Origin of the sequence: Aliiroseovarius sp. xm-d-517 (genome assembly GCF_013283135.1) — a bacterium.
GTDB classification, from domain to species: Bacteria; Pseudomonadota; Alphaproteobacteria; order Rhodobacterales; family Rhodobacteraceae; genus Aliiroseovarius; species Aliiroseovarius crassostreae.
Genome location: NZ_WBXT01000001.1, coordinates 909,439 through 923,486, shown reverse-complemented (window position 1 = coordinate 923,486; position 14,048 = coordinate 909,439). Strand labels below are relative to the sequence as shown.

The 14,048-nt window shown below is 58.1% G+C and carries 10 protein-coding genes; 7 read left to right on the top strand and 3 right to left on the bottom strand.

The features are described from left to right. Positions 1-132: 132 nt before the first annotated feature. Both XMD517_RS04355 and bcp read right to left on the bottom strand, forming a co-directional pair. Positions 133-987 (bottom strand): ferritin-like domain-containing protein, encoded by an 855-nt coding sequence (locus XMD517_RS04355; RefSeq protein WP_173486959.1) that lies wholly within the window; start codon positions 985-987, stop codon positions 133-135. Further along, the gene (gene bcp, locus XMD517_RS04350) at positions 984-1,478 is read right to left on the bottom strand and encodes a thioredoxin-dependent thiol peroxidase (RefSeq protein ID WP_173486960.1); all 495 of its coding nucleotides are present in this window, start codon (positions 1,476-1,478) and stop codon (positions 984-986) included. The genes XMD517_RS04355 and bcp overlap by 4 nt, the downstream gene beginning before the upstream one ends. A gap of 164 nt (positions 1,479-1,642) precedes the next feature. On the opposite strand from bcp, the gene XMD517_RS04345 reads away from it, so the two are divergent. The 5 genes from XMD517_RS04345 (at position 1,643) to lpdA (ending at position 10,106) form a co-directional block, all read left to right on the top strand. After that, positions 1,643-5,134: an AsmA-like C-terminal region-containing protein gene (locus tag XMD517_RS04345; protein ID WP_173486961.1), complete on the top strand. Its 3,492-nt coding sequence runs from the start codon at positions 1,643-1,645 to the stop codon at positions 5,132-5,134. A gap of 19 nt (positions 5,135-5,153) precedes the next feature. Further along, positions 5,154-6,218, top strand: coding sequence for a tRNA preQ1(34) S-adenosylmethionine ribosyltransferase-isomerase QueA (gene queA / locus XMD517_RS04340; RefSeq protein ID WP_173486962.1), 1,065 nt, complete (start codon positions 5,154-5,156; stop codon positions 6,216-6,218). A 213-nt stretch (positions 6,219-6,431) separates the two neighbouring features. Next, a complete protein-coding gene (locus XMD517_RS04335; RefSeq protein WP_173486963.1) occupies positions 6,432-7,691 on the top strand; it encodes an MFS transporter in 1,260 nt (419 codons plus the stop codon). Positions 7,692-7,905: 214 nt separating this feature from the next. Further along, complete coding sequence (locus XMD517_RS04330; RefSeq protein ID WP_173488019.1) at positions 7,906-8,481, top strand: DUF924 family protein; 576 nt, start codon at positions 7,906-7,908, stop codon at positions 8,479-8,481. A 230-nt stretch (positions 8,482-8,711) separates the two neighbouring features. Continuing rightward, positions 8,712-10,106 carry a dihydrolipoyl dehydrogenase gene (gene lpdA, locus XMD517_RS04325; RefSeq protein WP_173486965.1) on the top strand — a complete coding sequence of 465 codons (1,395 nt, stop codon included), beginning with the start codon at positions 8,712-8,714 and terminating at the stop codon, positions 10,104-10,106. Positions 10,107-10,171: 65 nt separating this feature from the next. Here lpdA and XMD517_RS04320 read toward each other — a convergent pair whose 3' ends face one another. Continuing rightward, positions 10,172-10,525, bottom strand: a complete 354-nt coding sequence (locus XMD517_RS04320; RefSeq protein ID WP_173486966.1) for a rhodanese-like domain-containing protein — start codon at positions 10,523-10,525, stop codon at positions 10,172-10,174. 235 nt (positions 10,526-10,760) lie between these two features. On the opposite strand from XMD517_RS04320, the gene uvrA reads away from it, so the two are divergent. Continuing rightward, positions 10,761-13,607, top strand: a complete 2,847-nt coding sequence (uvrA, locus tag XMD517_RS04315) for an excinuclease ABC subunit UvrA (protein ID WP_173486967.1) — start codon at positions 10,761-10,763, stop codon at positions 13,605-13,607. Next, positions 13,607-14,023, top strand: a complete 417-nt coding sequence (locus XMD517_RS04310) for an NUDIX hydrolase (RefSeq protein ID WP_173486968.1) — start codon at positions 13,607-13,609, stop codon at positions 14,021-14,023. The genes uvrA and XMD517_RS04310 overlap by 1 nt, the downstream gene beginning before the upstream one ends. Positions 14,024-14,048: the final 25 nt, after the last annotated feature.

Sequence of the window (14,048 nt, the reverse complement as noted above, 5' to 3'; positions counted from 1 at the left end):
CGCGTGGCCCGTTAAATGTTCGGAAAGGGATTACCGTGCGACCGGCGTTGGTGCAAGAAAATTTGCCCCTCAAGGCAGTTATGTCGCAATCCGGGCAGGATGCCGCCGATCCGATCCCGGGTGGGTCTGTGGTTATGGGGGCGTGCCCCCTGCGCGTTTCGGTGTCTCTTCGGCAAGCGGCCAGTAGAAGTCAGGGGGCAACCCGGCTTCGGCCCGCTTCTCTTCGTTGAAGGGTGGTTTGAGCGCGCCATGGAAGTAGCGGCGGACCAGCCCGTGAAACGTGTCTTTGGGATCAAGGTCATGGCGGCCACAGAGGAAATGAAACCATTTGGACCCATAGGCCACATGGCCAACCTCCTCGGCATAGATCACCTCAAGCGCGGCCACGGTGTCCAAATCGCCTGCGGACCGGAAGATGTTGATCATGCCGGGGGTCACATCCAGCCCGCGCGCCTCAAGAACCATCGGCACCACCGCGAGGCGCCCCATGATGTCCTCTTTTGTGTCTTCGGCGGCGCGCCACATGCCCGCATGGGCCGCCAGCGCGCCATAATGGCTGCCAAGGGCTTCCAGTCGGTCGCAGACAAGATTGAAATGATTGCTTTCTTCATCAGCGGCCTTGACCCAGTCGTCAAAGAAACCGGGGGGCATCTTGATATGGGAAAACCGGGCTATGATGTCCCAGTGCAGGTCCACGGCGTTCAGTTCGATATGCGCCACGGCATGCAGAAGCGCGATGCGGCCTTCCGGGCTGCCGGGTTTGCGCTTGGGCACGTCACGCGGATCTTTCAGTTCGGGATGGTCCGGTCGGGCGGGAAAATCCGGTGGAGAGGCGGTTCCGATCTCCGGCAGATCTTCACCGGTGCGCGCGGCAAACCATTCTGCGGCGTAACGGCGTGACAGGGCACATTTTTCGCGACCATCAGCGGTGCGCAGCACCTCTTCGGCCATCTGGGCCAGCGGTTTGGAAAGCTGGGGCCGGGTCATTGTTGAACCAGTTCGCGCGCGGCTTCGAGCACGGCCTGGGCGTGATCCTTGACCTTGACCTTGGTCCAGGCTTTGGCGACTTTACCTTCTGCATCAATTAGATAGGTGGTGCGGGTGATGCCAAGATAAACCCGGCCATAGTTCTTTTTCTCGCCCCATGTTCCATAAGCCTCGCAGACCTGCGCGTCCGCATCAGACAGAAGAGGCACGGTTAGTGCCTGCTTGGCCCGGAAGTTCTCGTGACGTTTCAGGCTGTCCTTCGAGATCCCGAAGACCTGCACGCCCAGCGACTGGAAATCGGGCAGAAGGGATGAGAAATCCTGCGCCTCGGTGGTGCAGCCGGGGGTGCTGTCCTTGGGATAGAAAAACAAGACAACGGGCGCGCGTGCGCCGTCTGTTGCGACCCGTGACAAAGTGACCGGATCCCCCCCGTCCTGGGGCAATGTGAAATCTGGCGCAATTGCGCCTGTTTCCAAAGGGGTTGCGTCCATTGCTTGGCTTCCTTCCCGATGCGGTTTAGCTATTCACAGGCTTTTGTTTTACGGCCAAAAAGCGCAATATGAAAGGGCGCGGTCAATCGGGGCAAGGTCTGGTGAAAAAGACCAAACCGAGGGGCGGTTTTCGGAGCAGTTGGTGAAAGGCACGCTCGGCACATATGGGCACATCAGACAACCATATTCCCCACGCGCCCGTGACGGGCAGCGAGGATGGCGGCAAGGATGGTGGCGCGACGGTCGATATTGTGCCGAAGATCGAGCACGACCAGGGCCTGCCCGACAATACCGCGCCGATTTCAGGCCGCCATGGCCCGGTTGTGGATGGCCCCGATGGCCCGATGTGCCCAATTGCAGCGCGAAAAGCCCGCAGACGCCGCCATTTGAAATGGCATCTGAGCATCTGGACCGTGCTTCTGGCCGTGGGGGCTGTGCTTTTCGCGATCATGCTGTCCATGTCCCTGACGGGTCGGGTTGTGACCTTGCCGGACTGGCTGACGCGGCAGGTCGAAACGGTGATCAATCAACAGACGGACAAGGCGGACCTGTCCCTGCACCGGCTGGAGTTCGGTTTCAGCCCCAAGGGGATCCCCCGTCTGCGCATGGTGGATGTGGGCATCAAGGATCAGACCGGTCTGGAAGTGGCGCGATTGAATGCGGTTGAAGGGGGCATGCATTTTCGCGATGTGGTGCGCGGTGAGATCAAACCCGCCTGGCTGCGCCTGCATGGCGCGCAGGTGACCCTTCGCAGACGCGCCAATGGTGAGTTTGATCTGAGTTTCGGGGCCGGTGGCGGGGCAACCGGGGATCTTGCCACCATTCTCGACGTGATCGACAGCGAATTTTCGTCCGGCAAGCTGTCCGGGCTTGAGGATATCACAACCGAAGCCCTGACAATTACGCTTGAGGATGCCCGCTCGGGCCGGTTGTGGCAGGTGACCGATGGGCGGCTCAAGGTTACCCATAACGACGAAGCGGTGGATATCAGCGTCGCCTTTGACGTGTTCAACCAGACCGAGGAACTGGCCGAGACCATCTTGGGGTTCCGCGCGTTCAAGGGGCGCACCGGGGCCACGATGACCGCGACCTTCAAGAACGCACTTGCTCAGGACATCGCGGCCCAATCCCCGGTGATGGCGTTCCTGTCTGTGGTGGACGCCCCGATTTCCGGCGCTTTGCATACGGTCATCAATGATGCAGGCGGGATCGAAGACCTGGCGGGCACATTGGAGTTTGGCGAAGGGGCCATCACGCCGGGTGAGGGGGTTGCACCGATCCGGTTTGACGGTGGCAAGGTCTATATGGATTACGACCCGGAACGGGAGCGTATTGATTTTGCTGAGATTTCTGTCCTTTCCGATTGGGGGGAGGCACAGATTGACGGTCATGCCTATCTGCGTGGCTGGGATCGGGGCTGGCCTGCGGAACTGATCGGCCAACTGGCGCTGTCATCGGCTCGGATTTCTCCGCCAGACCTGTTTGAGGGGCCGGTTGATCTTGCTGGTGGGCAGGCGGATTTTCGTCTGCGGCTCGATCCTTTTGAACTCGATCTGGGGGCGTTATCGGTCAGCTATGACGATGGGGTGAACCCGGTGACAGCCACCGGTCGCGGGCGCGCTGCGGTGCGCAATCAAAGCTGGGATCTGGCGCTGGATCTGACTGCGAAGAAAGTGACGCCGGAGCAGGTGGTGACCTTCTGGCCGATCCGCGAGAAAAGCCTCAAATCCCGCACATGGACCAAAGAAAATGTCCATTCCGGTTATCTTGAGGATGTGAGCGCCTCGGTTCGGGTGAAGCCGGGGCAGAAGCCGGTTGTGGCGGTCAGTTCGGATTTCAAGGATCTCAAAGCAACCGTCGTGCGTGACATGGTGCCGGTCGAAAAGGCGTCGGGTCGGCTCTATATTGAAAACAACCAATTGATTGTGGCCGCTGACAAAGGGGTGGTGCGCCCTGAGGGGCATGAGGCGATAGATATTGCCGGAACGCGTTTTGTTGTTCTTGACATGAAGACCAAACCGGCGCCTGCGCGGGTGGATCTGAACCTGCGTGGTGCGGTGCCGGCCGCGCTTGATGTGCTGTCCAAACCGCCGTTTCGGATCTTCAAGCACAGCAAGACACTTGGACCGGATATGGTGTCCGGCGGAAGGTTCGCGCTTACCGGGCCTATCCATCTGGTGTTGAAGCGTAAACTGCGCCCGCAAGAGGCGGAATATGACCTGAATGCAACCCTGCGCGATGTGGTCAGCGATCGCCTGATCCCTGAAGAGGTTTTACGACTGAAAAGCGGTGAGCTTTCGGCCCGCAATGACGCCATCATCCTGACCGGGCAGGGGCGTTTGGGCAAGGCGCCGCTCAGCACAAAATGGGTCATGCCGCTGGACCCGGAAACCGGGCGCGGGCAGGCGTCACGTGTCACCGGTGACCTGCCGCTGGACCAGCGGCTGCTGGATGAACTTCAGATCGAACTGCCCAAGGGAACGCTGAGCGGACGCGGCACGCTGTCCTATGAGATCACGCTTGCGCCAGATACGCCGCCACGCCTGACGGCCCGATCTGACCTGAGGGGCGTGGGCCTCGCGATCAGCGCACTTGGTTGGTCCAAACCCAGTGCCGCCAAAGGGGATTTGCGGCTGGAGGCGGTGTTGAGCAAACCGGCGGCCATTCCGTCCCTCGAAATCAAGGCACCCGGGTTTTCCGCAGTTGGGCAGATGCGTTTCAATGCCGAAAAAGAGCTGGAAGCCGCCGAGTTTTCCGAGGTCAGTCTGGGAGGGTGGCTCGAAGCTCCGGTCACGTTGGTTGGTCGCGGCAAGGGCGTGCCCCCTGCGATTTCGGTCAGGGGGGGCACGTTGGATATGCGCAAGGCCACCCTGGGCGGTGGCAAAGGGGGGGGCAGCGTTCAAGGGGCAGTGCCGATTGATCTGCAGCTCGATCGCCTGATCGTGTCGAATGGAATTGTCCTGACCGGGTTTGCCGGGGATTTCACACAGCATAACGGCACCACCGGCACCTTTAAGGCCCGCGTTGCTAATGGCCCTGCGATTTCGGGGGTGGTGGCCCCACAGGCCAACGGAACAGCCATTCGCATCACCTCGGCCAATGCGGGGGGGGTGATGAAAGCGGCGGGGGTGTTCAAATCCGCCGAAGGCGGCAAGATGAACCTTGTTCTGGCGCCTGGTGGTGCAAAGGGCACTTATGATGGTGAAGTCAAGATTTCGGATATCTCGGTCAGGGAGGCCCCGGCCATGGCAGAGCTCCTTTCGGCCATCTCTGTTGTCGGGCTGTTGCAGCAGTTGGGCGGGCAGGGCATTCAGTTCAATGAGGTCGAGGGCCGCTTCCGCCTCGATCCCGAAAAGGTCTCGGTCTATCGCAGTTCGGCAGTCGGGCCGTCCATGGGGATTTCGATGGACGGGTATTATCATCTGGGCAGCAGCAGGATGGAGATGCAGGGGGTGGTGTCCCCCTTCTATTTCGTGAACTCCGTCGGTCGGGTCATGGCGCGCAAAGGCGAGGGGCTGGTCGGGTTCAATTACAGCCTTGAGGGCACGCCGGATCAGCCGAATGTAAACGTAAATCTGCTCTCGCTTTTTACGCCGGGGATCTTTAGAGACATCTTCCGTCGCAAACCGCCGCCCAAACCGTCTCAACCGAACTGATCCCGGACAAGAATACCAGATGAAACTGAGTGATTTCGATTTCGACCTGCCTGAAGAGCTGATCGCAACCCGTCCTGTGCGCCCGCGTCCGGCCAGCCGGATGCTTGTGGCGACCCCGGAGGGGCAGGTGGATGCCCATGTGCGTGACCTGTGTGACTGGCTGCGTCCCGGTGACCGGCTTGTGCTGAACAATACCAAGGTCATTCCCGGCCGCCTGTTTGGGACCCGCAGCCGCGCGGGGCAGGCGCCTGGGGAAGGACAGGCAAAAATCGAAGTGACGCTTTTGTCTCCCACCGCTAACGGGCATTGGCGTGCGATGATCAAACCCCTGCGCAAGGTGCGTGAGGGGGAGGTGATCGCGTTTGCCGCGGGGCTGAATGCAACGCTCTTGAACAAGGAAGACGGGCAGGGGGTATTGGCCTTCAACATGTCCGGGGCGGATTTTGACGCTGCCTTGCAAGAGGCCGGGGAAATGCCGCTTCCCCCTTATATCGCGGCCAAGCGCGCGGCTGACGCGCAGGATGCCGTGGATTATCAGACCGTCTTTGCCAAGAAGACCGGCGCGGTCGCCGCCCCGACGGCCTCACTTCATTTCGACGAGGCGCTTTTGGCCCGTGTGGCTGAGATGGGCGTCGGGATCACCGAGGTGACGCTTCATGTCGGGGCGGGGACGTTTCTGCCGGTCAAGGTGGATGATGTGCGGGACCATAAGATGCATGCGGAATGGGGGCATGTTTGCGAAAGCGCGGCGGAGGAGATCAATGCGACCAAGGCGGCGGGCGGTCGGGTGATCCCGGTGGGCACCACCGCATTGCGACTGATTGAAAGCGCAGCCACCTCGCAGGGGCAGATTGCCGCCTGGGCGGGAGAGACGGATATTTTCATCATGCCCGGATATGGTTTTAAAATCGCCGATGGGCTGATGACCAATTTCCACCTGCCGAAATCAACCCTGATGATGCTGGTGTCGGCCCTGATGGGGCAGGACCGGATGCGCGCGGTTTACCAGCATGCGATCACGCATCGCTACCGCTTCTTCTCTTATGGCGATTCCTCTTTGCTGCTTCCCGGAGGGGCCGGGTGACGAAACGCGACTTTAACAGGTCGTGATTGTCAGATATTTGATACAGATCCTCTCTATTTTGAGAGATCGGTTTGTCTCTGCCGAGGACCAAAGCATTTCAGGATGAACCTGACACAGGGCAAAGCTGAGATGTGGTAAGAGATATCAGAAATGTGGGCGTTTTGGGGTAAGCATGAGCCTCAAGTTTATCCCGATACGCTTTAGGAGGCGGATATGTTTCAGGTGTTGAAAAGCTCATGGGCGCTGCTCTTGGGAATGATGCTGTTGATGGTTGGCAATGGCGTCCAGGGCACGCTGCTTGGGATTCGCGGGGGGATCGAAGGGTTTTCCACGTTTCACATGTCCATTGTCATGTCGGGCTATTTTGCGGGTTTTCTGTTCGGGTCACGTCTGACGCCGCTGATGATCCGGCGCGTTGGTCATGTGCGGGTCTTTGCGGCCCTCGGATCGTTCATCTCGGCTGTGTTGATCCTATATCCCGCGATGACCCACCCCATCGCCTGGACCGCCCTGCGCGTGGTCATCGGGTTCTGTTTTTCCGGCGTGTATGTGACGGCTGAAAGCTGGCTCAACAATGCCGCTGACAACGAAAACCGCGGCAAGGCATTGTCGCTGTATCTCATTGTTCAGATGGTGGGGATCATCACTGCGCAATATCTTCTGGTGCTGGGGGATCCCGGCGGCTTTATGCTGTTCATCCTGCCTTCGGTGCTTGTGTCGATCGCCTTTGCCCCGATCCTTCTGTCAATCAGTCCGACCCCCGCATTTGAAAACACCAAGGGGATGAGCCTGCGTGAGCTGTTTTTACTGTCTCCCCTGGGCTTTGTCGGCATCATGGTGGTCGGCGGTGTTTATGCGGCCATGTTTGGCATGTCGGCGGTGTTTGGCAGTGAAATCGGCATGTCGGTGGGGGAAATCTCGTTTTTCGTGTCGATGTTCTATATCGGCGGTCTGGTGCTGCAATACCCGATTGGCTGGATCTCTGACCGGGCGGATCGTCGGCGGCTGATCCTGGTTGTTGCCGGCATCGCGGGGGTGGCGTCGTTTGTCCCCCTGTTTGCGGGCTCCAGTTATTACGCATTCCTGGTGGCCGCATTTTTTGTCGGCGGTATGACCAACCCGCTTTATGCGCTGCTGCTGGCTTATGTGAACGATTATCTGGATGTTGATGACATGGCGGCCGCGTCTGCGGGCTTGATTTTCGTGAACGGTATCGGCGCAATCATGGGGCCGGTTGTGACCGGCTGGATCATGAGTGTGCTGGGCCCGCTGGGCTTTTTTGTCTATATGGGGACCCTTCTCCTGCTGCTTTTGGGATATGGCCTGTGGCGGTCCACCCGGCGCGCGGCGCCTGCCATGGATGACACCAGCAGCTATATGACCATGTCGCCTGCGGCCTCCCCCGTGGCGGTTGATATGGCACAGGAAGTATGGGCCGAAGAGGCAAATGAAGGAGACATGGCGCAGGGTTGACTGTCCCATGACCACTGCTCCTGCCAGCCCGCTCCACTGATGGTTTTGTCGGTGGAGCGGCCATCCCGATCCGCTCCGTTCACCAGAATGGCGGGAATGTTACATTTTTTCGGGAAGAATATTTCAAGATGTTACCTGGTTAAGGAAAGATATTGCGCATGCGTGGTGGGATTTGTAACGATTCCATGAACGAGCAGGCGTAGAGGAGGGCACAATGTGTGCGCCGAGTGAAATTATTGACTTCTGGGTAAACGACGTTGGACCGGATGGGTGGTATCAGGGATCAGAAGAGCTTGATGCCCGTATTCGGGACCGGTTTGAAAAAGAATGGGAGGCTGCGCAGGGCGGAGCGTATAGCGATTGGATGAGGGATGCGGAGTGCGCGCTGGCCTATATCATCCTTATGGACCAGTTGCCGCGAAATATGTTCCGCGGCAGTGGCAAGGCATTTGCGACCGATCATCTGGCGCGCTCTGCGGCCAAGCGAGCGATCTCAAAAGGTTGGGACAAGCGCGTTCCCGAACCGCAGCGTCAGTTCTTTTATCTTCCCCTGATGCATAGTGAAAACCTCCCGGATCAGGAGCGTTGTGTGCGCCTGATGCTGACAAGGATGGAAGGGGGCGCTTCGGGCAGCAATGTCCTGCATGCCCGGGTGCATCGCGAAGTGATCCGCCGTTTCGGTCGGTTTCCCTATCGTAACGATGTCTTGGCGCGACCTTCGACCGGGCCCGAAATGGCGTTTCAGGCAGAAGGGGGCTATGCCGCGATCCTGAACCAGTTTACCGCCTGAATACGGGCTGTCGAACCGGCCAGACCTGATAAGGCTGCACTTTTGGTGCAGCCTTTTTTATTGGCCTGAGGTGAAAAAAGCAGCACACTGATCATGGAGCGACGGAATTTGGCGTTTTTTCAAGGAGATGCCTTGATTTGGACTTTTCCGTCAAATTCATTGATCCGTTGAACAAAATAGTTTAATGTCAAACTATATTTGCAGACCGGTATCTAAACCAGGAGGAAACCATGGCCGCGAAATCCTTTGATACAATTGTTGTTGGTGCTGGACCGGGGGGCTATGTCGCTGCGATCCGCGCGGCCCAGCTGGGTCAGAACGTGGCCATCATCGAGCGTGAAAACCTGGGCGGGATCTGCCTGAACTGGGGATGCATCCCGACAAAGGCGCTGCTGCGCTCGGCCGAAGTGTTTCATCTGATGCATCGCGCCAAGGAGTTTGGCCTGTCGGCGGACAAGATTGATTACGATTTGCCAGCCATTGTGAAACGCTCTCGCGGTGTGGCAAAGCAGCTGTCTTCCGGGATCGGTCATCTGATGAAGAAGAACAAGATCACCGTGGTGATGGGGGATGCGTCCCTTCCTGCCAAGGGCAAGGTTTCGGTCAAAACAGACAAAGGTGTCGAAGAGCTGTCGGCTCCGAACATCATCCTTGCCACGGGCGCGCGTGCGCGGGAATTGCCGGGGCTCGAGGCCGATGGCGATCTGGTCTGGACCTATCGCCACGCGTTGAACCCGCCGCGTATGCCCAAGAAGCTCCTCGTGATCGGCTCCGGGGCGATTGGTATCGAATTTGCAAGCTTTTTCAACACATTGGGGGCGGACACCACTGTGGTTGAGGTGATGGATCGCGTGCTTCCGGTGGAAGATGCGGAGATTTCGGGTTTTGCCAAGAAATCTTTCGTGAAACAGGGGCTGAAGATCATGGAAAAAGCCATGGTCAAGCAGCTCGACCGCGCCAAGGGCAAGGTGACCGCCCATATCGAAGTGGGTGGTAAGGTTGAAAAGCAGGAATTTGACACGGTGATTTCGGCGGTCGGCATTGTCGGCAATGTCGAAGGGCTGGGGCTGGAAGAGCTTGGTGTGAAAATCGACCGCACCCATGTGGTCACCGACGCCTATTGCCGCACCGGTGTGGACGGCCTTTATGCGATTGGCGACATTGCCGGTGCGCCGTGGCTTGCGCATAAAGCCAGCCATGAAGGGGTGATGGTTGCCGAGCTGATCAATGGCCTGCATGCCCATCCGGTCAAACCAGAAAGCATTCCAGGCTGCACCTATTGTCACCCTCAGGTGGCGTCGGTCGGACTGTCGGAGGCTAAGGCGAAAGAGCAGGGCTATGAGGTCAAGGTTGGGCGCTTCCCCTTCATCGGCAACGGCAAGGCGATTGCCATGGGGGATGCCGAAGGCATGATCAAAACCGTGTTTGACGCCAAAACCGGTGAACTGCTGGGCGCCCATATGGTGGGCCCCGAAGTGACTGAGATGATCCAGGGGTATGTGGTTGGCAAGACGCTCGAAACCACGGAAGAAGAGCTGATGCACACGGTCTTCCCGCACCCAACGATCAGTGAATCGATGCATGAGGCCGTGCTTGACGCCTATGGTCGCGCATTACATATCTGATCTAAGGGTCTGATATTAAAGAAAACCCGCGCTGATCTGGCGCGGGTTTTTCCATTGTCGGGATTTTACCGGGTGACCTCGCCACCTGCCTGATGCCAATGGCCGAGGCCACCGATATTATAGACCTCATCATATCCCAGTTTCTTCAGGATACGGATGCCCATCGCTGAGCGTGCACCTGAGGCGCAGTAAAGGGCGACGGGTTTGGAAGGGTCGATCGCCGTGTTGAAATCTGGCCCTTTGGGGTCACATTGAAACGGCATCACGGACAGGGGAACCACCAGTGCCCCCTTGGCTTTGCCGGTCATCTGCACTTCACCGGCGTCGCGAACATCAATCACGGTGATTTCGCCTGCCTTGGCTTTACGAACCGCGTCTTGCGGAGCCATTTTCGCGCCGCCCATCATGAACCCGAACATGTTTTGCCTCTCTTGATACTTGTGCAAGGCATATAGAGCGGTGCAGGGGGCGGTCAATATGACCTCCCTATAAATATTCAAAAAAAGAGATATGAGTTGGTGAATTCTTGCCGCTTGTCTAGATGTTCCGTCTATGTTCTCACTTTTCGATTGTCCCGATGGGCTGTTTGCCCTATCGGTTAAAGCTAAGTGAACATGGCCGTGCAGGAGAGATCTGCGCGGCAAAGGGGGCAAAATGGCCGAGCTTAAGGAAATCCAGGTGCGCGGGGCGCGCGAACATAACCTCAAGTCGATTGATGTGGATATTCCGCGTGATGAGTTGGTGGTGATCACCGGCCTGTCCGGGTCGGGGAAATCCTCGCTTGCCTTTGATACGATCTATGCGGAAGGGCAGCGACGCTATGTTGAAAGCCTGTCCGCGTATGCGCGCCAATTCCTTGATATGATGGAAAAACCGGACGTGGATCATATTGCAGGCCTGTCGCCCGCGATCTCCATCGAACAAAAGACCACGTCCAAAAACCCGCGTTCAACCGTCGGCACAGTCACGGAAATTTACGACTACCTGCGCCTGCTTTTTGCCCGTGCGGGCACGCCGTATTCACCTGCCACCGGCCTGCCGATTGAGGCGCAGCAGGTTCAGGATATGGTGGATCGGGTCATGGCGATGGAGGAGGGCACGCGTGCCTATTTGCTGGCCCCGATCGTGCGGGATCGAAAGGGTGAATATCGGAAGGAATTTCAAGAGCTTCAGAAGAAGGGCTTCCAGCGCGTCAAGGTGAATGGGGAGATGTATGAGCTGGATGCGCCCCCCACGCTTGATAAGAAGTTTCGCCATAATATTGATGTTGTCGTGGACCGGATTGTGGTGCGCGAGGGAATGGCGCAGCGATTGGCTGACAGTTTCCGCACCGCGTTGGATCTGGCTGATGGCATTGCCGTTCTGGAAACAGCCCCGCGAGAGGGGGAGCCGGAAAGTTTCACGTTCTCCGAGAATTTTGCCTGCCCGGAGAGTGGTTTTACCATCCCCGAGATCGAGCCGCGCCTGTTTTCCTTCAACGCCCCGTTCGGGGCCTGTCCAGCATGTGATGGTCTGGGGAAAGAGCTGTTTTTCGATGAACGCCTTGTGGTGCCGGATGTCACCCTGAAAGTTTATGACGGGGCGCTGGCGCCCTGGCGCAAGGGCAAATCCCCCTACTTTCTGCAAACGATTGAGAGCATTGCGAAACACTACGAATTTGACCGGAACACCCCCTGGAAGGATCTGCCAAAACATGTGCAGCAGATCTTTCTTTACGGATCTGGTGGGGAAGAGATCCCCTTCCGATTTGATGAAGGGGGGCGGGTTTATGAAGTCACGCGGCCATTCGAAGGCGTTATTCCCAATATGGAACGGCGCTATCGCGAAACCGACAGCAACTGGGTGCGGGAGGAGTTTGAACGCTACCAGAACAACCGGTCCTGTGGGGCGTGTGGCGGCTATCGTCTGAAGGACGAGGCGCTGGCGGTGAAAATCGGTCCGGCAGAGAACCTGATGCATATCGGGCAAGTCGTGCAGCTTTCGATCCGGGAGGCTCTGGCATGGATCGAAGAGGCGCCAAAGTCGCTTTCGCCGCAGAAGGCAGAGATCGCCCGCGCGATTGTAAAAGAGATCCGCGAACGATTGGGTTTCTTGAACAATGTCGGCCTTGAGTATCTGACCCTTGCGCGCAATTCCGGCACACTTTCGGGTGGGGAAAGCCAGCGGATCCGGCTGGCAAGCCAGATCGGATCGGGTCTGACCGGGGTGCTCTACGTGTTGGATGAGCCGTCGATTGGCCTGCATCAGCGCGACAATGGGCGGTTGCTGCAAACGCTCAAGAACCTGCGTGATCAGGGCAATACGGTGATTGTGGTCGAACATGATGAAGAGGCCATTCGTGAGGCAGATTACGTTCTGGATATCGGGCCGGGGGCAGGGGTGCACGGGGGCGAGATCATCGCCCGTGGCACGCCGCAGCAAATTGCCGAAACCGCTGATTCCATTACGGGTCAATACCTTACCGGTGTGCGTGAAATCCCGGTCCCTTCAGAACGGCGCAAGGGGAATGGCAAGAAAATCACCGTGAAAAAGGCCACGGGAAACAACCTGAAAAATGTGACGGCGGATTTCCCGTTGGGCAAGTTTGTATGTGTGACCGGGGTGTCGGGCGGGGGGAAATCCACGCTGACCATCGAGACGTTGTTCAAGACCGCCTCGATGCGCCTGAATGGGGCGCGGCAGACACCTGCGCCCTGTGAGACCATCAAGGGGCTGGAGCATCTGGACAAGGTGATCGACATCGATCAGCGTCCGATCGGGCGTACGCCGCGTTCGAACCCGGCCACCTATACCGGCGCCTTTACCCCGATCCGCGAATGGTTTGCCGGGCTGCCCGAGGCGAAAACCCGTGGATACAAGCCGGGCCGGTTCAGCTTCAACGTCAAAGGGGGGCGTTGTGAGGCCTGCCAGGGGGATGGGGTCATCAAGATCGAAATGCACTTCCTGCCCGACGTTTATGTCACCTGCGAAACCTGCAAAGGTGCGCGCTACAACCGGGAAACGCTTGAGGTCACTTTCAAGGGCAAGTCGATTGCAGATGTGCTTGATATGACCGTCGAGGATGCGCAGGAGTTCTTTCAGGCGGTGCCCACGATCCGGGAAAAGATGGACGCGCTGATGCGGGTTGGTCTGGGCTATATCAAGGTGGGGCAGCAGGCCACCACCCTGTCCGGTGGCGAAGCGCAGCGGGTGAAACTGTCAAAGGAGCTGTCAAAACGCTCAACCGGACGCACCCTTTATATTCTGGATGAACCCACCACCGGGTTGCATTTCGAAGATGTGCGTAAGCTATTGGAAGTTTTGCATGAATTGGTGGATCAGGGAAATTCCGTCGTGGTGATTGAACACAATCTCGACGTGGTGAAAACGGCGGATCATATCATTGATATTGGGCCAGAGGGCGGCGACGGCGGGGGCACGATTGTGGCCAAGGGCACACCGGAACAGGTTGCAAAGGTCGTGGAAAGTCACACCGGGCGTTATCTCAAGGATATGCTGTGATGCCCAAACCTGTCCTGGCCGTCCTGGCGATTGTTCTGCGTGGTCAGGACGTGCTTTTGGTGAAGCGAAAGAATGAGCCGGATGCAGGTCTTTGGGGTTTTCCCGGTGGACGGTTGGAATATGGTGAAACGCTTGAAGAGGGGGCGTGTCGGGAGCTTTTCGAAGAAACCGGGGTGCGGGCCTCTGCTGAGCTGTTTTTGGACCTGCAGGAGGTGATCAAACCACCGCTTCCGGGGCAGGGTGAACCGGCGTTTCATTACGTTCTTCTGGGGATCAAGTGCCGCTATGACGGCGGGGAACCCTCAGCGGCTGATGACGCTTTGGAGGCTCGGTTTGTGCCTTATGAGGATGTGTTTAAAGCGCGCTTGCCGCTGTGTGATCAGGTGGCTGACATGCTGCAGCGCGCCTTGGAATAAAAGAAAACCGCCCGAATTTCTCCGG

Coding starts and splice junctions, on each gene's coding strand:
- queA (WP_173486962.1), top strand. CDS start 5,154: ATGAAACTGAGTGATTTCGATTTCGACCTGCCTGAAGAGCTGATCGCA.
- XMD517_RS04310 (WP_173486968.1), top strand. CDS start 13,607: ATGCCCAAACCTGTCCTGGCCGTCCTGGCGATTGTTCTGCGTGGTCAG.
- bcp (WP_173486960.1), bottom strand. CDS start 1,478: ATGGACGCAACCCCTTTGGAAACAGGCGCAATTGCGCCAGATTTCACA.
- XMD517_RS04335 (WP_173486963.1), top strand. CDS start 6,432: ATGTTTCAGGTGTTGAAAAGCTCATGGGCGCTGCTCTTGGGAATGATG.
- uvrA (WP_173486967.1), top strand. CDS start 10,761: ATGGCCGAGCTTAAGGAAATCCAGGTGCGCGGGGCGCGCGAACATAAC.
- XMD517_RS04320 (WP_173486966.1), bottom strand. CDS start 10,525: ATGTTCGGGTTCATGATGGGCGGCGCGAAAATGGCTCCGCAAGACGCG.
- lpdA (WP_173486965.1), top strand. CDS start 8,712: ATGGCCGCGAAATCCTTTGATACAATTGTTGTTGGTGCTGGACCGGGG.
- XMD517_RS04330 (WP_173488019.1), top strand. CDS start 7,906: ATGTGTGCGCCGAGTGAAATTATTGACTTCTGGGTAAACGACGTTGGA.
- XMD517_RS04345 (WP_173486961.1), top strand. CDS start 1,643: ATGGGCACATCAGACAACCATATTCCCCACGCGCCCGTGACGGGCAGC.
- XMD517_RS04355 (WP_173486959.1), bottom strand. CDS start 987: ATGACCCGGCCCCAGCTTTCCAAACCGCTGGCCCAGATGGCCGAAGAG.